At 47.1% G+C, this 20,736-nt stretch carries 22 protein-coding genes; all 22 read left to right on the top strand.

The annotated features are described in order from the left end of the window. Positions 1 to 169: 169 nt before the first annotated feature. The 22 genes from SOHN41_RS13015 (at position 170) to SOHN41_RS12910 (ending at position 20,700) form a co-directional block, all read left to right on the top strand. The gene (locus SOHN41_RS13015) at positions 170 to 2,092 is read left to right on the top strand and encodes a flagellar hook-length control protein FliK (protein ID WP_007649700.1); all 1,923 of its coding nucleotides are present in this window, start codon (positions 170 to 172) and stop codon (positions 2,090 to 2,092) included. 87 nt (positions 2,093 to 2,179) lie between these two features. Continuing rightward, on the top strand, positions 2,180 to 2,704 hold the full coding sequence (fliL, locus tag SOHN41_RS13010) for a flagellar basal body-associated protein FliL (protein ID WP_007649698.1): 525 nt from the start codon (positions 2,180 to 2,182) through the stop codon (positions 2,702 to 2,704). Between the two features lie 39 nt (positions 2,705 to 2,743). Beyond that, positions 2,744 to 3,775: a flagellar motor switch protein FliM gene (fliM, locus tag SOHN41_RS13005; RefSeq protein WP_007649684.1), complete on the top strand. Its 1,032-nt coding sequence runs from the start codon at positions 2,744 to 2,746 to the stop codon at positions 3,773 to 3,775. A gap of 11 nt (positions 3,776 to 3,786) precedes the next feature. Then, positions 3,787 to 4,170: a flagellar motor switch protein FliN gene (gene fliN / locus SOHN41_RS13000; protein ID WP_007649682.1), complete on the top strand. Its 384-nt coding sequence runs from the start codon at positions 3,787 to 3,789 to the stop codon at positions 4,168 to 4,170. Positions 4,171 to 4,197: 27 nt separating this feature from the next. Next, complete coding sequence (fliO, locus tag SOHN41_RS12995) at positions 4,198 to 4,605, top strand: flagellar biosynthetic protein FliO (RefSeq protein WP_007649680.1); 408 nt, start codon at positions 4,198 to 4,200, stop codon at positions 4,603 to 4,605. Beyond that, complete coding sequence (gene fliP, locus SOHN41_RS12990) at positions 4,602 to 5,348, top strand: flagellar type III secretion system pore protein FliP (protein WP_037459097.1); 747 nt, start codon at positions 4,602 to 4,604, stop codon at positions 5,346 to 5,348. Before fliO ends, fliP begins: the two co-directional genes overlap by 4 nt. A gap of 18 nt (positions 5,349 to 5,366) precedes the next feature. Beyond that, a complete protein-coding gene (fliQ, locus tag SOHN41_RS12985; RefSeq protein WP_007649678.1) occupies positions 5,367 to 5,636 on the top strand; it encodes a flagellar biosynthesis protein FliQ in 270 nt (89 codons plus the stop codon). Between the two features lie 4 nt (positions 5,637 to 5,640). Further along, positions 5,641 to 6,438, top strand: coding sequence for a flagellar biosynthetic protein FliR (gene fliR, locus SOHN41_RS12980; protein ID WP_007649677.1), 798 nt, complete (start codon positions 5,641 to 5,643; stop codon positions 6,436 to 6,438). Positions 6,439 to 6,455: 17 nt separating this feature from the next. Continuing rightward, positions 6,456 to 7,586 (top strand): flagellar biosynthesis protein FlhB, encoded by a 1,131-nt coding sequence (gene flhB, locus SOHN41_RS12975; protein WP_007649676.1) that lies wholly within the window; start codon positions 6,456 to 6,458, stop codon positions 7,584 to 7,586. Positions 7,587 to 7,674: 88 nt separating this feature from the next. Then, positions 7,675 to 9,774 (top strand): flagellar biosynthesis protein FlhA, encoded by a 2,100-nt coding sequence (gene flhA / locus SOHN41_RS12970; RefSeq protein ID WP_007649674.1) that lies wholly within the window; start codon positions 7,675 to 7,677, stop codon positions 9,772 to 9,774. A gap of 11 nt (positions 9,775 to 9,785) precedes the next feature. Further along, positions 9,786 to 11,168: a flagellar biosynthesis protein FlhF gene (gene flhF, locus SOHN41_RS12965; protein WP_007649673.1), complete on the top strand. Its 1,383-nt coding sequence runs from the start codon at positions 9,786 to 9,788 to the stop codon at positions 11,166 to 11,168. Between the two features lie 4 nt (positions 11,169 to 11,172). Continuing rightward, positions 11,173 to 12,054, top strand: a complete 882-nt coding sequence (locus SOHN41_RS12960; RefSeq protein ID WP_007649671.1) for a MinD/ParA family protein — start codon at positions 11,173 to 11,175, stop codon at positions 12,052 to 12,054. Further along, complete coding sequence (locus tag SOHN41_RS12955) at positions 12,047 to 12,760, top strand: RNA polymerase sigma factor FliA (RefSeq protein WP_007649669.1); 714 nt, start codon at positions 12,047 to 12,049, stop codon at positions 12,758 to 12,760. The genes SOHN41_RS12960 and SOHN41_RS12955 overlap by 8 nt, the downstream gene beginning before the upstream one ends. Positions 12,761 to 12,807: 47 nt before the next feature. Further along, positions 12,808 to 13,191: a chemotaxis response regulator CheY gene (gene cheY / locus SOHN41_RS12950; protein WP_007649667.1), complete on the top strand. Its 384-nt coding sequence runs from the start codon at positions 12,808 to 12,810 to the stop codon at positions 13,189 to 13,191. 13 nt (positions 13,192 to 13,204) lie between these two features. Then, entirely contained in the window at positions 13,205 to 13,942 is a 738-nt protein-coding gene (locus SOHN41_RS12945; RefSeq protein ID WP_007649657.1) for a protein phosphatase CheZ, read from the top strand. Between the two features lie 15 nt (positions 13,943 to 13,957). Further along, a complete protein-coding gene (locus SOHN41_RS12940; protein ID WP_007649656.1) occupies positions 13,958 to 16,153 on the top strand; it encodes a chemotaxis protein CheA in 2,196 nt (731 codons plus the stop codon). Positions 16,154 to 16,173: 20 nt separating this feature from the next. Continuing rightward, positions 16,174 to 17,295 carry a protein-glutamate methylesterase/protein-glutamine glutaminase gene (locus SOHN41_RS12935; protein WP_007649652.1) on the top strand — a complete coding sequence of 374 codons (1,122 nt, stop codon included), beginning with the start codon at positions 16,174 to 16,176 and terminating at the stop codon, positions 17,293 to 17,295. 13 nt (positions 17,296 to 17,308) lie between these two features. Beyond that, on the top strand, positions 17,309 to 17,800 hold the full coding sequence (locus SOHN41_RS12930; protein WP_007649650.1) for a hypothetical protein: 492 nt from the start codon (positions 17,309 to 17,311) through the stop codon (positions 17,798 to 17,800). A gap of 82 nt (positions 17,801 to 17,882) precedes the next feature. Then, positions 17,883 to 18,674, top strand: a complete 792-nt coding sequence (locus SOHN41_RS12925) for a ParA family protein (protein ID WP_007649648.1) — start codon at positions 17,883 to 17,885, stop codon at positions 18,672 to 18,674. Then, the gene (locus SOHN41_RS12920) at positions 18,658 to 19,638 is read left to right on the top strand and encodes a chemotaxis protein CheW (protein WP_007649646.1); all 981 of its coding nucleotides are present in this window, start codon (positions 18,658 to 18,660) and stop codon (positions 19,636 to 19,638) included. Before SOHN41_RS12925 ends, SOHN41_RS12920 begins: the two co-directional genes overlap by 17 nt. Before the next feature lie 7 nt (positions 19,639 to 19,645). Continuing rightward, entirely contained in the window at positions 19,646 to 20,140 is a 495-nt protein-coding gene (locus SOHN41_RS12915) for a chemotaxis protein CheW (protein ID WP_007649644.1), read from the top strand. Positions 20,141 to 20,301: 161 nt separating this feature from the next. Next, positions 20,302 to 20,700: a DUF2802 domain-containing protein gene (locus SOHN41_RS12910; RefSeq protein ID WP_007649643.1), complete on the top strand. Its 399-nt coding sequence runs from the start codon at positions 20,302 to 20,304 to the stop codon at positions 20,698 to 20,700. Positions 20,701 to 20,736: the final 36 nt, after the last annotated feature.

The following is a 20,736-nucleotide window of genomic DNA, read 5'->3' as shown; positions in this document are numbered from 1 at the left end:
GAAACGGCCATAGAAGACTCACCTTAGGGTTATACCTATCCTCTTTGTTTATAATCACCTAATTGGCACCTTATTTGCTTATTTGTAACTAATCTCACTGTAATAGCAGCCTAAATTGACGTATTACCCAGCTTTTTTATTTTTCTAGGGGTGATATTGGAGAGCGCATATGCAACAAATGACGAATATTTTATTAGCAAAGCCTGGGCTAAACGGTGCTGCTTCGAGCAAGACATTAACTCAAGATGCTAATAGTGAAGACTTTTCTGCAGCATTAGCCTCCGTTAATTCGACGCCTTCCAAAGCGATGAAGCCTTCAACATCATCGGAAATCGGGGAAGCCCCCACCAAAGTGGAGACTGCAAATGATGCTGGGGCGGATGATGAAAAGGATATTAATTTAATCTTTGCCCAGATTGGCATGGCAAGTGAAATGAAAAAAGCGGCAGCTCAGGGCGAGAACTTGCCGCTTGAAGTGGCTGGCGAGCAAAATATTGACACTGAGGTTGTTGAGACTGCCTACGATGTGGCTATGATGGGGTCATCTGGGAACACCTTAGATCTATCCGCTATTCCGGCTGACACTGACTCATCTGTTGGATCTGGTATTAGTGCGACTAGTGATGATGACGGTGATAGCGATTCAGTAAAAGGTGACTCAGTAAAAGGTGACTTAGCAAAAAGTGACTCAGCAAAAGGTGACTTTTCCGCCGAATTACTGAAGTTATCTCAGGCCGCTTCTGCGACTGCCCCTGTCGATGTTTCCGATGTGAGTGATAACCCCCAGATAAATGCTGACACTACCGCGGTAGATGTCCCCGCTGTGACCATATCGACAGATGAAACCGATGCGGTAGAACAATCTGCCCTGCAGAGTAAAGTGCCTGAGTTTGGAGCATCTGTGTCAAATTTAGCAGAACAACGTCGTACTGAGGCTGTGGCGTCAAATGTCACGTTTGATATGGCCAAAGAGACGAGCGCTAGCCCGATTAGCCAAGGGAGCTCGCAAGCTCAAAAGCAGGAGAGTGTGAATGTTTTACCGACTCAAGGTGAAAATACCGCGGCCAATATAGAGCGGGGAAGCATAAGCTTAGATGCTGGCTTAGACAAAACCAGTTTAAAAAACATAGAGCTATATAGCAAAGGCCTAGACGGTAAAAAAGTGGGTAGCTTACCCGTAGAGGGTGACAAACTTGATGTGATGTCAGTTGAAACAAAACTGAATAGCTTGACCGGCAAGCAAGCTGGTGACGATCTTGCCTCACCTTCTCAATTCTCCGTGAATGCGAGTGCTGTAGCGGATAGCCGTGTAAGCAATGTCAGCCAAGACGTCGGTATAAAACCGCTGACGACAGATACAGCAACTCCGTCGCTAAATATTTTAGGTACAGAGTCTATAAATGGGGCGCAGGCCCAAGATGAGACTGTAAGTGCTGAAGTTAAGGCTGAGCTCATACTCAAAGATGCTAAGTTGGCAGTCACACTTGAGGCGCGTCAAGAGACAATATTATTCAATAGGGCTGAAGAGGATACGGCATCCATAACTGAGTTTAAGCCTACTGAGTTTAAACCTGTGTCGACGTTAACCTCAACCACAGGTCAGCCACAGATTAATCGCCAGGATCCGCAACAGGTTCAGCTTTCTTTGCGTCAGGGTGTTGAGACACAAAATCAGATGCAGGAGATGATCCAACGTTTCTCTCCCGTCATGAAACAGCAATTAGTGACTATGGTGAGTCAAGGTATTCAACATGCCGAAATTCGCCTCGATCCACCCGAGTTAGGCCATATGCTGGTGAAAATTCAAGTGCATGGTGATCAAACACAAGTTCAGTTCCATGTGACCCAGTCTCAAACCCGCGATGTGATTGAGCAGGCGATCCCACGCTTAAGGGAATTGCTACAGGAACAGGGAATGCAACTTGCCGATAGTCATGTTTCCCAAGGAGACCAAGGCCAACGCCGCGAGGGCAGTTTCGGTGAAGGGGGCGGTTCCGGGGGCACGAATGTGGATGATTTCTCGGCAGAAGAGCTAGATTTAGGGTTAAATCAAGCAACTAGTTTAAATTCTGGTATAGATTATTACGCTTAAGCAGGTAACCTATAGCGTTAGAGAAGGTTGTGGCATTTTTGCCACTCAATATCGACAATGCTTAAGCCTAACCTAAAGAGTACTGTAATGGCTAAGGAAGAATCGTTAGAACTTGAAAGCACCGACGCCCCTAAAAGTAAGAAGAAACTATTTATTTTCATTGGCGCAGGCGTGTTTGCCGTCCTGTTAATTGGCGGTGCATTATGGTTTTTTATGGACAGCAGTGGGGATGAAGCCTCAGATGCTGCGGCAGAGGGCGTGCAGGCGGAGGCTCCCGCGGTAACGGGTGAGGCTGCAATGGCATCCTATGTGCCTATGCCCCGTCCATTTTTATTCAATTTACCTGGACCGGACAGATCTCGCCTCGTTGAAATAAAAGTTCAGCTGATGGTGAGGGGATCTGATGATGTGTTGACGCAAAAACATATCCCACTAATTGAAGATGCTCTCCTGACAACTTTCAGTGGCGCCGATGTGCAAAAGTTAAGTACACAGGCGGGTAAGGATGAATTGCGTCAGTTGGCACTCCTTAGTGTTCAAAATACCCTACAATCGGTCACGGGACGTAAGGTCGTTGAAAAAGTGCTATTTACAGGTTTTGTGATGCAATAATCTTTTATCTTCAGCACCTAAAGAGGCGAAGGCAATATAGTGAGTGATTTATTAAGCCAAGACGAAATTGATGCGCTACTGCACGGGGTCGATGACGTCGATGAGGAGGATGAGCTTGATGCCGCTGGGCAGGATGCTCGCTCCTACGATTTTTCCTCCCAAGACCGTATCGTCCGTGGGCGAATGCCTACGCTGGAGATCGTGAACGAGCGCTTTGCACGCCACCTACGTATTAGCATGTTCAATATGATGCGCCGGGCGGCAGAAGTGTCGATTAATGGTGTGCAGATGCTTAAGTTTGGGGAGTATGTACATACGTTATTCGTTCCTACCAGTTTGAACATGGTGCGCTTTAGCCCCCTAAAAGGGACGGCGCTTATTACCATGGAGGCCAGACTGGTATTTATCCTCGTGGACAACTTTTTTGGTGGCGATGGTCGTTTTCATGCCAAGATTGAGGGGCGGGAATTTACGCCGACAGAAAGACGTATTGTACAGTTATTGCTCAAAATAATTTTTGAAGATTATAAAGATGCTTGGGCGCCAGTGATGGACGTAGAGTTTGATTACTTAGACTCTGAAGTTAACCCCGCGATGGCAAACATCGTCAGTCCAACCGAAGTGGTTGTTATTAACTCCTTCCATATTGAGGTGGATGGTGGGGGCGGTGATTTCCACATCACTATGCCCTATTCGATGATTGAACCCATCCGCGAGCTACTGGATGCGGGTGTGCAAAGCGATAAGCAAGATACCGATATGCGTTGGTCGCAGGCGTTGCACGATGAGATCATGGATGTGAAGGTGGGCTTCGATGCGAGTATCGTTGAGCATGAGTTGACACTGAAAGAAGTGATGAACTTTAAAGCGGGCGACATTATTCCGATTGAATTACCGGAATATATCATGATGAAAATCGAAGACTTACCTACTTATCGCTGTAAAATGGGTCGCTCACGGGATAATCTAGCACTCAAAATCTGTGAAAAGATCCCCCGTCCAGAAACGGTAAAATCCGAACTCCAGTTAGTGACGCGTAAAGGCAAAGCTAGAGATATATCAGAATTATAAGGTGAAGTGAGATGAGTACAGAAGATACGGGTGATGATTGGGCTGCCGCGATGGCTGAGCAGGCGCTAGAAGAAGCCAATGCGATTGCGCTCGATGAGCTGGTCGATGATTCTCAGCCCATTAGTAAAGCTGAGGCGGCTAAGCTAGACACTATCTTAGATATCCCTGTGACGATTTCGATGGAGGTGGGGCGTAGCTTTATCAGTATTCGTAACCTGTTACAGCTTAACCAAGGTTCTGTCGTCGAATTAGACCGAGTCGCGGGCGAGCCTCTGGATGTGATGGTCAACGGTACGCTTATCGCCCATGGTGAAGTGGTGGTGGTTAACGATAAATTTGGTATTCGTTTAACGGATGTTATCAGCCAAACTGAGCGCATTAAGAAACTTAAATAATAGACGCTAGACTAGTTGGAACGAGAGATGAGCACATCGGTAATACTGAGTTTAGTGTCAGCCACTCAGGCGGGGGTGGCCACCGTCGCCAATGAGGGGGCAGCGGCAACGACCAAAGTTTCTGAGCCGTCGCAACTCGCCTCTGCGGCCAGTATGCTCGGTGGTTTGATTCTCGTCCTGCTGCTTATCTTCGCCTTGGCCTATCTGCTAAGGCGATTTAATTTAGTCCCAACACACCATAATGTGCTTAAAACCCTTGCAGTGACCTCCCTTGGGCAAAAAGAGCGGTTGGTGCTGGTACAGGTTGGTGAGCAGCAGTATTTGTTGGGTGTCAGTGCACAACAAGTGAATTTAATTGATAAATTAGCAGAACCTATTCAAATTGAGTCGGCATCCTTTGCGGACAAGCTACGGCAGGCGAAATTAAAACAATGATGAAGTTCATCCTCAGCTTAATCGGACTTAGTACACTTTTGTTTGCCGTATCGGCGGGTGCGGCCGACGGTGTTCTGCCTGCGGTCACAGTTAAAACGACAGCGGATGGTTCGACCGAATACTCAGTGACCATGCAGATCCTGCTGCTAATGACCTCGCTGAGTTTTTTGCCAGCGATGGTCATTATGCTGACGTCCTTTACCCGCATTATCGTCGTACTGTCAATTTTGCGCCAAGCCATTGGCTTGCAACAGACGCCTTCTAATCAAGTGCTGATTGGTATGAGTCTATTTATGACTTTTTTTATCATGGCGCCCGTCTTTGATAAAATTTATGACCAAGGTGTTAAACCCTATATTGATGAACAGCTTACGTTGCAACAAGCCTTTGATAAAGGTAAGGAGCCACTGCGAGCTTTCATGCTGGGTCAAGTGCGAACAACGGATTTAAAAACCTTTATTGACATTTCGGGTTACCAGAATATTAACACCCCTGAAGAAGCGCCCATGAGTGTGTTAGTGCCCGCTTTCATTACCAGCGAGCTTAAAACGGCCTTTCAAATTGGCTTTATGCTCTTCGTGCCTTTTCTGGTACTAGATCTGGTCGTTGCCAGCATCTTGATGGCCATGGGGATGATGATGCTATCGCCTATGATAGTGTCATTGCCCTTTAAAATTATGTTGTTTGTACTCGTCGATGGTTGGGGACTCGTTATGGGAACCCTTGCTAACAGTTTTGGTTAGACGAGTGGGGAAGCCACTATGACTCCAGAAGCGCTAATTGATATCTTCCGTGAAGCCTTGGCCGTCATTGTGATGATGGTCTCTGCCATTGTTTTACCAGGATTGGGTATTGGTCTGATTGTCGCCGTGTTTCAAGCCGCGACCTCGATTAACGAACAAACCTTAAGTTTTCTTCCCCGTCTATTAGTCACCCTGCTTGGCCTGATGCTGATGGGGCATTGGCTAGTACAAACCTTGATGGACTTCTTTATTGAGATGGTTAATCGCATTCCCCAAGTGATAGGTTAAGCCGATGGAGCTGCTGCTCGATACCTTAATGCAAACCATTGCCTCTTATATGTGGCCATTATTTCGAGTGACCAGCATGTTGATGGTGATGGTGGTATTTGGGGCAACCACCACGTCGGCCCGAGTGCGTCTACTGCTTGCCATGGCAATTACCTTTGCGATAGCGCCCGTTTTACCCCCAGTTGAAAATGCGGACTTATTTTCCTTAAGTGCAGTGTTTATCACCGCGCAGCAGATCATCATTGGCGCAGCCATGGGATTTGTAACACAAATGCTGATGCAAACTTTTGTGCTAACGGGGCAAATTATTGGTATGCAAACCAGTTTAGGTTTTGCCTCTATGGTCGATCCGGGCTCTGGGCAACAGACCCCTGTGATTGGTAACTTTTTCCTATTGCTTGCCACCTTGATTTTCCTCGCCGTTGATGGTCATTTACTGATGATCCGCATGTTAGTGGCTAGTTTCGATACCTTGCCGATTTCGAACCAAGGGTTAACGCTCACTAGCTACCGAGCCTTAGCCGATTGGGGTTCCTATATGTTTGGTGCGGCATTAACTATGTCAATCTCGGCGATCATTGCTTTGCTCCTAGTTAACTTGTCTTTCGGGGTGATGACGCGGGCGGCGCCACAGTTGAATATTTTTTCTATTGGTTTTCCAATCACTATGATTGGGGGGCTATTGATCCTCTGGTTAACCCTTACACCCGTCATGGCGCATTTCGATGAGGTGTGGTTATCGGCACAGCTTTTGCTTTGTGATGTTTTGGGGCTTCAGTGTCAAGCCGACGGTTTGCATTAGCATGATGGGAGTACTCGATGGCAGAGGAAAGTAGCGGCGAACGCAGCGAGGAACCCACAGGGAGGCGCCTCGAACAGGCGCGGGAGAAGGGGCAGGTTGCTCGCTCTAAGGAGCTAGGTACTGCCACTGTGCTACTGTCGGCGGCAACGGGTTTTTATATGCTGGGTCCCGGAATCGCTATGGCACTTGCCCGCGTGTTTGAGCGGGTGTTTACCATGGATCGTGCTCAGATTTATGATACTAACCACATGTTTAATGTGTGGGGTGTCGTTGCTGGGGAAATCGCTTGGCCAATACTTAAAATCATGCTGCTGATTGTGGTGGTGGCCTTTATGGGGAATGTTGCCCTCGGCGGGATGAATTTCTCGACCCAAGCTATGATGCCCAAAGCCAGTAAAATGAGTCCTGTCGCAGGCTTTAAGCGTATGTTTGGGGTACAGGCTTTGGTTGAACTGACCAAAGGCATCGCCAAGTTTTCTGTGGTGGCACTCGCTGCCTATTTACTCTTAAGTCATTACTTTAACGACATTATGCTGCTATCCAGCGATCACTTACCCGGTAATGTGTACCATGCGCTAGATCTATTGGTGTGGATGTTTATCTTGCTCTGCTCTTCGGTGTTACTGATAGTGGTCATTGATGTTCCATTCCAAATTTGGAACCATAACAAACAGTTAAAGATGACCAAGCAGGAAGTGAAAGACGAATATAAAGACACTGAAGGTAAGCCTGAGGTTAAAGGCCGAGTGCGTCAAATGCAGCGTGAATTAGCACAGCGCCGTATGATGGCTGAGGTACCCAATGCCGATGTAATCGTCGTCAACCCTGAACATTATGCCGTGGCGGTAAAGTACGATGTGACTCGTTCCGCTGCGCCCTTCGTGATTGCAAAGGGGGTGGATGATGTGGCCTTTAAAATTCGTGAAATTGCCCGGGCACACAATATTGCTATCGTATCAGCGCCCCCGCTGGCGAGGGCCATTTACCATACCACTAAGCTAGATCAACAAATCCCCGAAGGCTTGTTTACCGCTGTGGCGCAAGTGCTAGCCTATGTTTTCCAGTTACGGCAGTATCAAAAAGGCCGGGGCCGTAAACCTATTCCCATCCCATTGAATCAGCCCATACCTGATGAGTTGAAATATTGACCTCTTAAACCTGATGTTTACTCTACTTACTTTATTGGCGTGATTTTTGCTGTTGTGCTGTTATACGTCAAAGTTTAGGTAACAGTGAATGGATGTTAAAGCGACTCTAGGTCAAGTTAAGCAGGTGAAGCTCAGCTCTTTCAAAGGCGTAGGTACACCTATGTTAGTGCTTGCAGCATTAGCTATGATTGTACTGCCTATCCCACCATTCTTACTCGACGTTTTATTTTCCTTTAACATTGCGCTCGCATTGATCGTATTGCTAGTGGCAATTTATACCGATAGACCCTTAGATTTCGCTGCTTTCCCCACCGTACTCTTAGTGGCCACCCTGTTACGTCTTGCACTTAACGTAGCTTCTACCCGTGTGGTGCTGCTCGAAGGTCATAATGGGGGAGATGCCGCGGGTAAAGTGATTGAGGCCTTCGGTTCCGTGGTGATTGGTGGTAACTATGCCGTCGGTTTAGTTGTATTTATCATTCTGATTATTATCAACTTTGCGGTGGTGACTAAGGGTGCTGGTCGTATTGCTGAAGTGAGTGCCCGCTTCACCTTAGATGCGATGCCCGGCAAGCAAATGGCCATCGATGCCGATCTCAATGCGGGGACATTAAATCAAGAACAAGCCAGATTACGTCGCGCGGAAGTCACCCGAGAAGCTGACTTTTATGGTGCGATGGACGGTGCCTCAAAATTTGTTAAGGGGGATGCGATAGCTGGGATTATGATCCTCGTGATTAACATTCTCGGAGGTTTCATCATTGGTATCGTTCAGCACGGCTTAAGCTTTTCACAGGCCATTGAAATTTATACCTTACTGACTATAGGTGATGGCCTAGTCGCACAGATCCCCGGCCTCTTACTCTCTATTGCCGCCGCCCTAATGGTGACCCGTCAAAATGAATCCGGCGATATGGGTCAAATGCTGATGAGTCAGATGTTTGACAGTCATAAGTCATTAGGTATCGCAGCGGGTGTGTTATTCGTGATGGGGATAGTGCCAGGCATGCCCCATATGGCATTTTTAAGTTTTGCAGTTATCACCGCCGGTGCGGCCTATTTTGTGTTTAAGCGCAATGAAACCAAACGCCTAAAAGCATTAGAGCAAGTTAAGTCTGGCCCAATTGAAAGACATGATAAGGAGCCAAAAGAGTTAAGCTGGGATGATGTACGCCATGTCGACACTATCGGCTTAGAGGTGGGATATCGTTTAATTCCATTAGTGGATAAAGGCCAAGGCGGTGAGTTACTCAGCCGTATCAAAGGTGTACGTAAAAAATTGTCGCAGGAGTTGGGGTTCCTCGTACCTGCGGTGCATATTCGCGATAACTTAGACTTATCACCCAATGCCTACCGTATTTCCCTGATGGGCGTGGTGGTTGGCGAGGCGGAAATTCGCCATGACTGCGAGTTAGCCATCAACCCAGGTCAGGTGTATGGCAAGCTCGATGGCATTGAAACCCGCGATCCCGCCTTTGGACTCGAAGCGGTATGGATTGCGCCAGAACTGCGTGAACATGCGCAAACCTTAGGTTACACAGTGGTGGATGCTGCCACTGTGGTTGCGACCCATATCAGTCAATTACTGACTAATAATGCGGCAAAACTGCTCGGCTACGAAGAAGTGCAACAACTGATGGATATGCTAGCCAAACACTCTCCTAAGTTGGTGGATGGCTTTATTCCCGATGTTATGCCACTGGGTAGTGTCGTAAAAGTGATGCAAAACCTATTAAATGAAGGAGTTTCAGTCAGAGACTTGCGTACCATAGTGCAAACTTTGTTAGAATACGGTACTAAGAGTAATGATACCGAGGTATTAACCGCGGCAGTTCGTATTGCATTGAAGCGCATGATAGTCCAAGAGATCTCGGGCCCTGAACTCGAAATCCCCGTCATAACTTTGGCGCCAGAGTTGGAACAGATGTTGCATCAGTCAATGCAAGCAACGGGTGGTGATGGTCCTAATATCGAACCCGGTCTTGCCGAGCGTATGCAGCAGTCATTAGCCGACGCTGCTCAAAGGCAAGAAATGGTTGGACAGCCCGCCATATTGCTAACATCTGGTATGTTACGCGCAACCTTATCGCGCTTTGTTAAACATACTATTCCTAATCTCAGAGTGATTTCTTACCAAGAAATCCCCGATGAAAAGCAAATACGCATCGTATCTGCTGTCGGCCAGTAGAGGACGCATAAGTGAAGATTAAACGATTTTTTGCCAAAGACATGCGTGCCGCACTGGCCCAAGTGAAAGAAACTCTCGGTTCAGATGCCGTGATCATGTCAAATAAAAAAGTGAATGGGGGTATCGAGATTGTCGCCGCCGTTGACTACGATGAGCCCAAGGCAAAAGCACCCGTTACCGCGCCAGCACCGACCTTTATGGATGTGAGTGACGATCTCGTCTCCCTTGGCGGAAAACAGCCCATTCGCGCTGAGACGCGTGCTAAGCCATCGGCTCCCGCAGATTCGTTGCAAGCTTTGCTTGAAAAGCAACAAAGCCGTTTGAATCAACAATTATCGCATCAGCAAGTTGATGCTGAGTTACCCGCATGGGCAAAGGGCTTACAGGCTCCAGCTGTGCCGAAAACCGAGCGGAGGGAAGCGCCTGCTGCTTTCGATAAGAAGCCACAAACGTCCCAGAAGCAGAGTGCCGATATCGAAGCTATGCGAGATGAGTTAGCCTCATTGCGTAATTTATTGACACACCAAGTGTCCTCTTTAATGACCGAGCATAAACAACGCATCGATCCCGTTGGTGCTATGCTCGAGTCTAAATTACTTGAAGCCGAATTTTCCCCTGCAGTTGCCGCAAAACTGGCGGCATTGAGCCAGCATTATACCCCCGCCGAATTAGTCAGAGCTTTGCCGCAAAGTTTAGCGAATATGTTGGATAATCAAGGTGATGATATTGTTCGTCAAGGTGGCGTGGTTGCATTGGTGGGGCCAACTGGTGTGGGTAAGACGACCTCCTTGGCAAAGTTAGCCGCGCGTTTTGCCGCTCACCACGGCCCAGAACAGGTCGCGTTAATTACGACGGATCATTATCGTATTGGTGCCTATGAGCAATTGGCGACCTATGGCAAAATAATGGGCTGTCCCGTAAAACAAGCCCATGATCTCCATGAGTTAGAGCAAATTCTTTATCAGTTCAGAAATCGCAAGCTAGTATTGATAGATACCGCAGGTATGGGACAAAGGGATATGCGGCTCTACCAGCAACTTGATAATTTAACTGCAAATAGCAGAATACCTATCCGCAGTTATCTGGTACTGTCTGCCACAGGGCAGCGGCGAGTGTTGCAAGATGCAGTTAATCATTTTAAACGTATTCCTTTATCTGGTGCGGTACTCACAAAACTTGATGAATCTGTTTCTTTAGCGGGTGCACTAAGTGTGTTGATCCAAAGTGGGTTACCATTAAGTTATGTGACTGATGGTCAACGCGTTCCTGAAGATATGAAAGTCGCGGATACCTTAATGTTGGCGCAGCAGGCGCTGGCAGCATTAGATAGTACAGAACAACAATCATTACAAGACACAGCGTGGTCAGATAATATGGCCTGTGCATTTGAGTAGAGTTATGACCCTGGATCAAGCAAGTGGTTTACGTATGATGAATCAACCCTATAACGAAAAAGTGAAAGTAATTGCGGTCACAGGCGGTAAAGGTGGCGTGGGTAAAACCAGTGTCTCTATTAATACCGCTGTGGCATTGGCCGAGAAGGGCAAGCGAGTCTTAGTGCTCGATGCTGACCTTGGCTTAGCTAATGTCGACGTCATGTTGGGGATCCGTGCCGAGCGTAACCTCTCCCATGTTTTATCGGGTGATGCGGAGCTTGACGATATTATAGTCCGTGGCCCTAAGGGCATAGGTATCGTTCCAGCCACCTCGGGTACCCAAGGAATGGTCGAGCTCAGCCCCGCTCAACATGCTGGACTCATTCGCGCTTTCAGTGAGATGCGTACTCAGTTTGATATTCTTGTGGTGGATACCGCCGCAGGGATTTCAGATATGGTGCTCAGTTTTTCCCGCGCCTCGCAGGACGTTTTGGTCGTGGTGTGTGATGAGCCAACTTCAATAACCGACGCCTATGCGTTGATCAAAATCCTCAGCCGTGAACACGGCGTTTTCCGCTTTAAAATTGTTGCAAACATGGTGCGTAGTTTACGCGAAGGTATGGAATTATTTGCTAAACTCAGTAAAGTGACCGACAGATTTTTAGATGTCGCACTCGAGCTTGTTGCGACAATACCATTTGATGAAAATCTGCGTAAATCAGTACGTAAGCAAAAGTTAGTGGTAGAGGCTTATCCTAAGTCTCCGGCATCAATAGCGTACCAAGGGTTGGCAAATAAAATCATGAGCTGGCCTGTTCCGCAGCAACCTGGTGGGCATTTGGAGTTTTTCGTTGAACGTTTAGTACAACGACCAGATTTTCAAGAGGAAAAAACGAGTGAATAAAGCCGCAGCGTATACTTGTTTAGACAATAAATCATCTATCGTTGAACAGTATGCTCCGTTGGTTAAAAGAATTGCACATCACTTGCTCGCCAGATTACCAGCCTCTGTACAGCTTGATGACCTGCTGCAAGCAGGGATGATGGGATTACTCGAAGCATCATCCAAGTTTGATGGTGGTAAAGGTGCAAAATTTGAAACCTTCGCCGGTATACGGATCCGCGGTGCCATGCTGGACGAAATCCGCCGTGGCGATTGGGTTCCTCGTTCCGTTCACCGTAACAACCGGAGGGTCGCTCAAGCTATTGATGAGTTAGAGCAAGTTTTGGGGCGTGATGCACGTGACACAGAAATTGCAGAAAAACTTGATATGACGCTCGATGAGTACCATCATATCCTTAATGATGTTTCTGTCGGAAAAATCATAGGGATAGAAGACTTAGGCGTATCGCAGGATATACTTACCCCAAGCGATAGGTCTGACGATGGTACGTTTGAGGCATTAGCCGAGACCCAATTTCATTCTGCGCTAGTTGAGGCAATAAAATTGTTGCCAGAAAGAGATGCGTTAGTGTTATCGCTGTACTACGATGAAGCATTGAATTTAAAAGAGATTGGCGCCATTCTTGAGGTAAGCGAATCGCGGGTTAGCCAGATATTAAGTCAGGCAATGCTGCGACTCAAAGGCAAGCTCAAGCACTGGACATAAGTATAATTATTAATCGAGCACAGAATGTCAGCTCACCGGAGGAAACCTTGGACAAGAATATGAAGATTCTCATTGTTGACGACTTTTCAACAATGAGACGTATCATCAAGAACTTGTTGCGAGACTTGGGGTTTAATAACACCCAAGAAGCAGACGACGGCTCAACCGCCCTGCCAATGTTGCAAAAGGGGGATTTTGATTTCGTTGTTACAGATTGGAATATGCCCGGCATGCAGGGAATTGACCTGTTGAAGGCTATTCGCGCAGACGATTCGCTAAAGCATTTACCGGTATTAATGGTCACGGCTGAAGCAAAACGTGAACAAATTATTGCTGCCGCACAAGCGGGAGTGAATGGCTATGTGGTTAAACCTTTTACCGCGGCTACATTGAAAGAGAAGTTAGATAAAATATTCGAACGACTCGCTTGAGCAAGGATGAGCTATGAAGTCATATACATCAGGGCTCATCACGCTCGAGCAAGCTCGGCATTTAGTTGAATTATTAAGTGCGGGTGAGCAATCTCAGGCAGATGATTTATTTCGGGAACTCGCAGCTCCGCTACAGAGAGAACTCTTTGATGAAGTCGGTAAATTAACCCGACAACTTCACAGTGCGTTGATGGACTTCCAAGTCGATAATCGATTAGTGGAACTAGCCAATACTGCAATACCGGATGCCAAACAACGATTAAGTTACGTCATTGATATGACGGAGCAAGCGGCAAATAAAACCATGGATGCGGTCGAAGAATGCTTGCCATTGGCCAATGCATTAACCGCTAATATTGAAAGGGTTATGCCATCTTGGGAAAGATTGATGCGCCGAGATATCGCATTAGCGGATTTTAAAGTGCTTTGCCATGATGTGCAGCATTTGATGTCGCGTAGTGAGCAGGACTCGAATCGGTTACGTGAGTTACTTAATCAAATACTGATGGCGCAGGATTTTCAGGATCTCACGGGGCAAATGATCCGCCGCGTGATCGATCTAGTGATGGAAGTTGAAAGTAATCTGGTGTCTATGCTGACGGTATTTGGTGAGCAGCCGGTAATTGAGAGTCAGATTACTCAGAAAAATAATATTGAAGCAGAAGGCCCGATAATGAATGCCGAACTTCGTCAAGATGTGGTAACGGGTCAAGACGAAGTTGACGATCTTCTTTCGAGTCTGGGTTTCTAACTGGGAGTCAATTTGATGGCCTTTGATGTAGATGAAGAGATACTCCAGGACTTTTTAATCGAAGCAGGCGAGATTTTAGAACTGCTACAGGAGCAACTTGTTGCTCTTGAAAATAATCCTGATGATACTGACTTGCTGAATGCCATTTTCAGGGGATTTCATACCGTTAAAGGCGGCGCAGGCTTTCTCAGTTTGACCCCTATGGTCGATGTTTGTCATGAAGCAGAGAACACTTTTGACCTGTTACGTACAGGGAAAAGGAGTGTCAATGCCGAGCTGATGGATATTATTTTGCAGGCAGTTGATGCCATCAATACCATGTTTGCGCAAACCCAGCAGGGCGAGCAGCAAGATCCTGCCGACCCTGACTTATTAGCGAAACTAAAAATGCTCAGCTCAGGGGCGCCACTGCCTTCTGAATTAGGTCAAGTAGCTGCGGAGTCGGCACCTGAACCCGTCGTTGAAGCAGAAGCTGTTATCGTTGCAGAAGAAATGCCCGTTGAAGTGACAAATAATGGCGATTCGAGCATCGATGAAATTGACGAAGCGGAATTTGAGGCGCTACTCGATGTCTTACATGGCACAGGTAAAGGCCCTGCTTCGGCGAGTGTCGCTGTTGACACCTCAAAAGCTAAATCAGCAACACCCGTTAGTTCGTCTCCCGCCAGTGATGACATTACCGACGATGAATTTGAAGCGCTATTAGATGAATTACATGGCTCTGGCAAATTCAAAGTGGAAGTCGAAGCGCCCGCCAAACCTAAAGCCGCCACAGTTACGCCAACGTCTCCAGTGGATGCGGATGAAATCACCGATGATGAGTTTGAGCGTTTACTCGATGAGTTGCATGGTAAAGGCGGTGCGCCGGCTAAAGTCGCCGTAAAAGCTGAAACTAGCTCAGTGACGCCAACGGCTCCCGCACCTGCTCCTAAGGCCGCGCCTACGCCCATTGCGGTGGTGAAACCGAAGGCCGAAGTTGTTGTTGCTGAAAAGGCCCCAGCTAAAGCGGCAGCTTCTGCCAACGTGCCCCAAGGGGAAACAACGGTACGGGTTGATACTGCAAGACTCGATCAAATCATGAATATGGTGGGCGAGTTAGTATTGGTGCGTAATCGGTTGGTGAGTTTAGGCGTGAGTCGTGATGACGAGGAAATGTCTAAAGCATTAGCTAACTTAGATTTAGTTACCGCAGATTTGCAAGGTGCGGTGATGAAGACTCGGATGCAACCGATCAAGAAAGTCTTTGGACGTTTCCCGCGGGTTGTTCGGGACCTAGCACGCACACTCAATAAAGAAATTGATTTAGTCATGATCGGTGAAGAAACCGATCTAGATAAAAACTTGGTAGAAGCGCTCGCGGATCCTTTGGTCCACTTAGTGCGTAACTCTGTCGATCATGGTATTGAAATGCCCAATGATCGTGAGGCCAATGGCAAACCAAGAACTGGCACTATTACTTTATCCGCCAGTCAAGAAGGCGACCATATACTGCTGAAAATCGAAGACGATGGTGCAGGTATGGATCCCGAAAAGCTCAAGCAAATAGCCATTAAGCGTGGGGTTCTCGACGAAGATGCCGCTTCGCGGATGACGGATAGCGAAGCTTATAATCTGATTTTTGCTCCCGGCTTTTCTACTAAGGTTGAGATCTCGGATATTTCAGGCCGCGGCGTGGGGATGGATGTGGTTAAAACCCGCATTACCCAACTCAATGGTACAGTGCATATCGACTCGATGAAGGGCAAGGGTACCATACTCGAAATTAAGGTTCCCTTAACGCTGGCGATTATGCCGACCTTGATGGTCGATGTAGCTAAACAAGTGTTTGCTTTGCCACTCTCGAGCGTGAATGAAATTTTCCACCTCGATCTCACTAAAACCAATATAGTCGATGGCCAGCTTACCGTCATAGTACGTAATAAAGCCGTGCCATTATTCTATTTAGAACATTGGTTGCATCGTAATAAAACCACGTTCAAACATGGCGATAAGAAGCATGGTCATGTGGTTATTGTGCAGCTAGGCATGATGCAGATTGGCTTTGTGGTTGATGCTTTAATTGGCCAAGAAGAGGTCGTGATTAAGCCGCTCGGCGCTATGTTACATGGCACGCCTGGTATGGCTGGTGCGACAATTACCTCCGATGGTGGTATCGCACTGATTTTAGATGTACCAGGGCTATTAAAGCACTATGCAAAAAATAAAAGTTAGTTTCCAAGCTAAGGAATGGAATGGCCATTAAAGTATTAGTCGTTGATGACTCAAGTTTTTTCAGACGACGTGTTAGTGAAATAGTCAATCAAGATCCTGAACTGGAAGTTATCGCAACGGCCTCAAATGGGGCCGAAGCGGTGAAGTTGGCTGCTGAACTTAATCCCCAAGTTATTACCATGGATATCGAAATGCCGGTGATGGACGGAATTACCGCCGTCCGTGAAATTATGGCAAAGTGTCCCGCTCCCATTTTAATGTTTTCGTCATTAACCCATGACGGCGCCAAAGCGACTTTAGATGCGCTTGATGCGGGAGCATTAGATTTTTTACCTAAGCGCTTCGAAGATATTGCGACTAATAAAGACGATGCCATTCTTTTACTTCAGCAAAGGGTTAAAGCCCTTGGCCGGAGACGAATATTCCGTCCTATAGCGCGTCCGGCGATTTCCACTCCAGCCCCACGCCCGAGTGCTAGTGCAGGGCTTGGTTCGTCAACCTTGGCACATACTCAGGCCACATCAGCGTCGGTGCGAACGACATCTTCGATCCGTGCCAGTGGTAAACAATATAGGTTATTGTTGATTGGGACATCGACTGGTGGACCTGTGGCGTTGCAAAAAATTCTGACCCAGTTTCCGGCGAACTACCCACATCCGATCTTGCTTATCCAGCATATGCCAGCAGCATTTACGCCAGCATTTGCCAATCGATTAAATGGCTTGTGTAAAATCGAAGTCAAAGAAGCTGTTAATGGTGATGTATTGCGTCCCGGTTGTGCATATCTTGCACCTGGTGGAATGCAGATGATGGTAGAACGCACCGGTTCGAGTGGGCGGATAAAGGTACTCGCAGGCAGTGCTGATATGAATTACAAACCCTGCGTCGATATCACTTTTGCATCAGCTTCAAAGGCTTATGGTGGTGATGTCCTTGCCGTTGTGTTAACGGGTATGGGAGCCGATGGCAGGGAAGGTGCGCGTATGCTTAAATCTGCGGGGGCGACTATTTGGGCACAGGATGAAGCAAGTTGCGTGGTTTATGGCATGCCGCAGGCGGTTGCCAGTGCGGGGATTGCGACCCAATCTATCGCGTTAGACAATATGGCTGAATCCATTTTAAAAGAGTCTGCGCGTGACTAAGGTAACGGTTCCCGTGAGCACCAATATTGTGCTCATTATGGTGCTAATGGGGATTGCGATTGTTTGTCTAGGGGCATTGAGCCTCGATTATCACCGAAAAATCAGTTTGCTACGTGATGATATCAAACGATTAGAGTCGACTCAGGTGTTGCTCATGGTGCCTGATGAACAGGCCGAAGCGATTGCAACTTGGCTTGCTTCCCATCCGGATCAAACAAAAGCCATGTTAAAGCTGGCTTCACCCGGGGAACAAAAAGCGGTCACCTTAGGTCCCAAGACGTTAAAAATGCCAGAGAACAGTATTCCTCCGTTATTGGATAAATCGCCAACAATGGATGAGTTGTCGGAGCAAAAACAAATCCAGACACCGCTTATGCCCGAGCAACCTAATACGATTAACGGTTCTGGTGCCGTACCTGTCATTATTTCGGAGAATGCGGATGGTGTAAAAATCATCAGCTTGCCTGATGGCGGTATAAGAGTGACAACGCGGGAAGGCGACTAACCAACTAGCCAATCCCATGCTGGCAGCGTCAATGGTGATGATGTCAATGGTGAATAACTCGGAATAACTAAGGGCTCACTTCTTGAAAGTATGGACGATAGCGAATCAAAAAGGCGGAGTGGGTAAAACCACTTCGGTAGCTAGCTTAGCGGGAGCTCTCACTAAGCGAGGTAAGCGTGTATTGATGATTGACACCGATCCCCATGCATCGCTTGGTTATTACTTAGGTATTGATTCTGAAGAAGTTCCTGGTTCACTATTCGATGTTTTTCTTGCCCATCGCCATTTAACGAAAGAACTTGTTCTATCCCATGTTGTTCCTACCTTAGTCGATGGGCTAGATCTTCTGCCAGCGACTATGGCATTAGCGACCTTAGACCGTGCCCTAGGACATCAAGAAGGGATGGGATTGGTGCTCCGTAATCTGCTTGCTCTGGTCGCCGACGAATACGATGTGGCGATCGTGGATTGCCCGCCCGTTTTAGGGGTGTTGATGGTTAATGCTTTGGCGGCGAGTCAGCATATTGTCATTCCCGTCCAAACGGAGTTTTTAGCCATTAAAGGATTAGAACGAATGGTTAAAACCATGGAGATTATGGGGCGCTCCAAAAAAACGAGGTATAGCTATACTGTTGTGCCAACCATGTATGACAAACGAACTAAAGCGTCCCCCGCGGCGTTGCAAGTGCTCAGTGAACAATATGGTGACAGTCTTTGGCGGGATGTGATCCCTGTCGATACTAAGTTTAGAGATGCCAGTTTGGCGCATTTACCCGCTTCGCATTATGCAAGTGGCAGCCGTGGCGTAAAAGCCTACGAAAGATTGTTAGATTTTTTATTAGTTGGGGAGTTTGGCCATGTCAAAATCGGTTGATGAGACTGTTTTTGATTTTTTTGAATTATTGCTACATGAAGATGATGGCTCTCCTGCTATTGTTTCCCCTGCAGAGAAACCTCACTCACTTGCAAGCATTAAAGAAAATGAGGCTGAATTACTCGATGCGGCCATTTTAGCTGAACATAACCGCAGTAAGCCTCAGCCGAGCGTGGCTGTTGCCGCCGAGGTGCAGGTTGCTAAGAGCAAAGAGCATCACTTTAGCATGCCCTTAAGTGAGCCATCGCCCCAGGTAAATAAAGAAGCGCTAGAGAAATTACTTGCACCGGTATTTAAGAGCCCCACCCTGGGTGCCTCCACAGTGGTTGAAGTGTCAGAAGTTGCTAAGCCGGAGGTGAGTTCTGATCATTTATCGGAAGATGCCGCTCCATTGGTATCGGCACCGACGACTGCTCAACATCAACCACCCATTGCAGATACGATATCGGCTCCAGAAACTCAAGCTGGTATCGCAGCGCCCAGTATTACAAAAGATTTACAGGAAGTCCTCGATGATGAGTTTCAAGTACTATTCTTTAAAGTGGCGGGCCTCACCTTAGCCGTGCCTCTGGTGAGTCTGGGGGGGATAGTGAAAGTGGAGCGGATCAATCATATTATTGGCCGTCCATCATGGTTTTTAGGAGTACAAACCCACAGGGAAGAGCAGTTAAATATTGTCGATACCTGCGCGTGGGTTATGCCTGAAAAATACACGGATACACTGGTGCAATCGGTAAATTATCAATATCTTGTATTATTAGAGGGCAGTAACTGGGGATTAACTTGTGAGTCCTTGGTCAATGCTGTAAAAATTAATAAATCGCAAGTAAACTGGCGCAGCAAAGCGGGTAAACGACCTTGGTTAGCTGGTGTTGTGAAAGAACAAATGTGTGGCATTTTGCACGTACAAGCCTTAGTTGAAATGCTTGATGCGGGTTTAGGCTGTCAGGACTCAATTGGTTGAGGTAAACATGAAAGATACAAGAAATGTCGCAGCCGTAGCTGCAAGTAAAGATGATGCGGTATTACAATGGGTTACCTTTAAGCTAGACAATGAAACCTACGGTATAAATGTGATGCAAGTGCAGGAAGTCTTGCGTTATACCGAAATCGCTCCTGTCCCTGGGGCTCCGCATTATGTTTTGGGTATCATTAACTTACGCGGTAACGTCGTGACAGTTATCGACACTCGTTCCCGTTTTGGACTGCAATCGGCCGAGGTCGATGATTCAACCCGTATCGTGATTATTGAAGCGGAAAAGCAAGTCATCGGCATTTTAGTTGATAGTGTTGCTGAAGTCGTTTACTTACGCCGCTCTGAAATTGATAACGCACCAAATGTCGGCACTGAAGAGAGTGCTAAATTTATTCAAGGTGTGAGTAACCGAGATAATGAGCTGCTGATCTTAGTTGACCTCGATAAGTTATTGTCCGATGAAGAATGGGCAGAGTTAACACAGCTATAAGGTGTCTGTTGACCGAGTGTCACACTGCCAATACCGATGTTTTCAGTATTTGCGGTGTATCTATGGGAAAGTGGGGTTCTTTTTGCATTCTACCTATGCTGCTTGGGAACCACTTTTCCATGATGGATCTTGACAATCATAGAGATGCATAAGGATTTTTGATGGGCGATGAATTTATAATCGCAGCGTTAGTCTATGTTATTGCGTGCTTAGGATTAGTTCTCTATTTGCAGAAACAATTGAGTAAATTACGCAGTAAAGCCGAGGCGTTAACCGTCTTAGTTAAAGAAGGGGACCGCCAGCGTGAATCTTTTAAACGGGAATTACAGGAATTACGCAGCGGTACCATAGGCGTTGGCCGACGTGTGATTGAAATTGAGAAGCGGCTACAGCAACAGTCTGAGCGGATTGAGGAATCATCGCAGCAGGACCCACAGGCAAAACTCTATACTCGTGCAATGAAAATGGTGGCACTGGGGGCGGGTGTCGATGAATTGATTAAAGAGTGTGAGTTACCTAAGGCGGAAGCTGAATTATTGATCCGCTTGCACCGTAAATAGTCATTCTAAGACGGCCTTCGGCCTCTAGAAAGCAGC

Origin of the sequence: Shewanella sp. HN-41 (assembly GCF_000217915.1) — a bacterium.
Lineage (GTDB): Bacteria > Pseudomonadota > Gammaproteobacteria > Enterobacterales > Shewanellaceae > Shewanella.
Note: the sequence above shows the minus strand (reverse complement) of the source record. Positions and strands in the feature narration are given on the sequence as shown.

What these genes read in the sequence shown, in the direction of transcription:
- SOHN41_RS13015 (WP_007649700.1), top strand. Translation starts at nt 170, where the DNA reads ATGCAACAAATGACGAATATTTTATTAGCAAAGCCTGGGCTAAACGGT.
- fliL (WP_007649698.1), top strand. Translation starts at nt 2,180, where the DNA reads ATGGCTAAGGAAGAATCGTTAGAACTTGAAAGCACCGACGCCCCTAAA.
- fliN (WP_007649682.1), top strand. Translation starts at nt 3,787, where the DNA reads ATGAGTACAGAAGATACGGGTGATGATTGGGCTGCCGCGATGGCTGAG.
- fliO (WP_007649680.1), top strand. Translation starts at nt 4,198, where the DNA reads ATGAGCACATCGGTAATACTGAGTTTAGTGTCAGCCACTCAGGCGGGG.
- fliP (WP_037459097.1), top strand. Translation starts at nt 4,602, where the DNA reads ATGATGAAGTTCATCCTCAGCTTAATCGGACTTAGTACACTTTTGTTT.
- fliQ (WP_007649678.1), top strand. Translation starts at nt 5,367, where the DNA reads ATGACTCCAGAAGCGCTAATTGATATCTTCCGTGAAGCCTTGGCCGTC.
- fliR (WP_007649677.1), top strand. Translation starts at nt 5,641, where the DNA reads ATGGAGCTGCTGCTCGATACCTTAATGCAAACCATTGCCTCTTATATG.
- flhB (WP_007649676.1), top strand. Translation starts at nt 6,456, where the DNA reads ATGGCAGAGGAAAGTAGCGGCGAACGCAGCGAGGAACCCACAGGGAGG.
- flhA (WP_007649674.1), top strand. Translation starts at nt 7,675, where the DNA reads ATGGATGTTAAAGCGACTCTAGGTCAAGTTAAGCAGGTGAAGCTCAGC.
- SOHN41_RS12960 (WP_007649671.1), top strand. Translation starts at nt 11,173, where the DNA reads ATGACCCTGGATCAAGCAAGTGGTTTACGTATGATGAATCAACCCTAT.
- SOHN41_RS12945 (WP_007649657.1), top strand. Translation starts at nt 13,205, where the DNA reads ATGAAGTCATATACATCAGGGCTCATCACGCTCGAGCAAGCTCGGCAT.
- SOHN41_RS12940 (WP_007649656.1), top strand. Translation starts at nt 13,958, where the DNA reads ATGGCCTTTGATGTAGATGAAGAGATACTCCAGGACTTTTTAATCGAA.
- SOHN41_RS12935 (WP_007649652.1), top strand. Translation starts at nt 16,174, where the DNA reads ATGGCCATTAAAGTATTAGTCGTTGATGACTCAAGTTTTTTCAGACGA.
- SOHN41_RS12920 (WP_007649646.1), top strand. Translation starts at nt 18,658, where the DNA reads ATGTCAAAATCGGTTGATGAGACTGTTTTTGATTTTTTTGAATTATTG.
- SOHN41_RS12915 (WP_007649644.1), top strand. Translation starts at nt 19,646, where the DNA reads ATGAAAGATACAAGAAATGTCGCAGCCGTAGCTGCAAGTAAAGATGAT.
- SOHN41_RS12910 (WP_007649643.1), top strand. Translation starts at nt 20,302, where the DNA reads ATGGGCGATGAATTTATAATCGCAGCGTTAGTCTATGTTATTGCGTGC.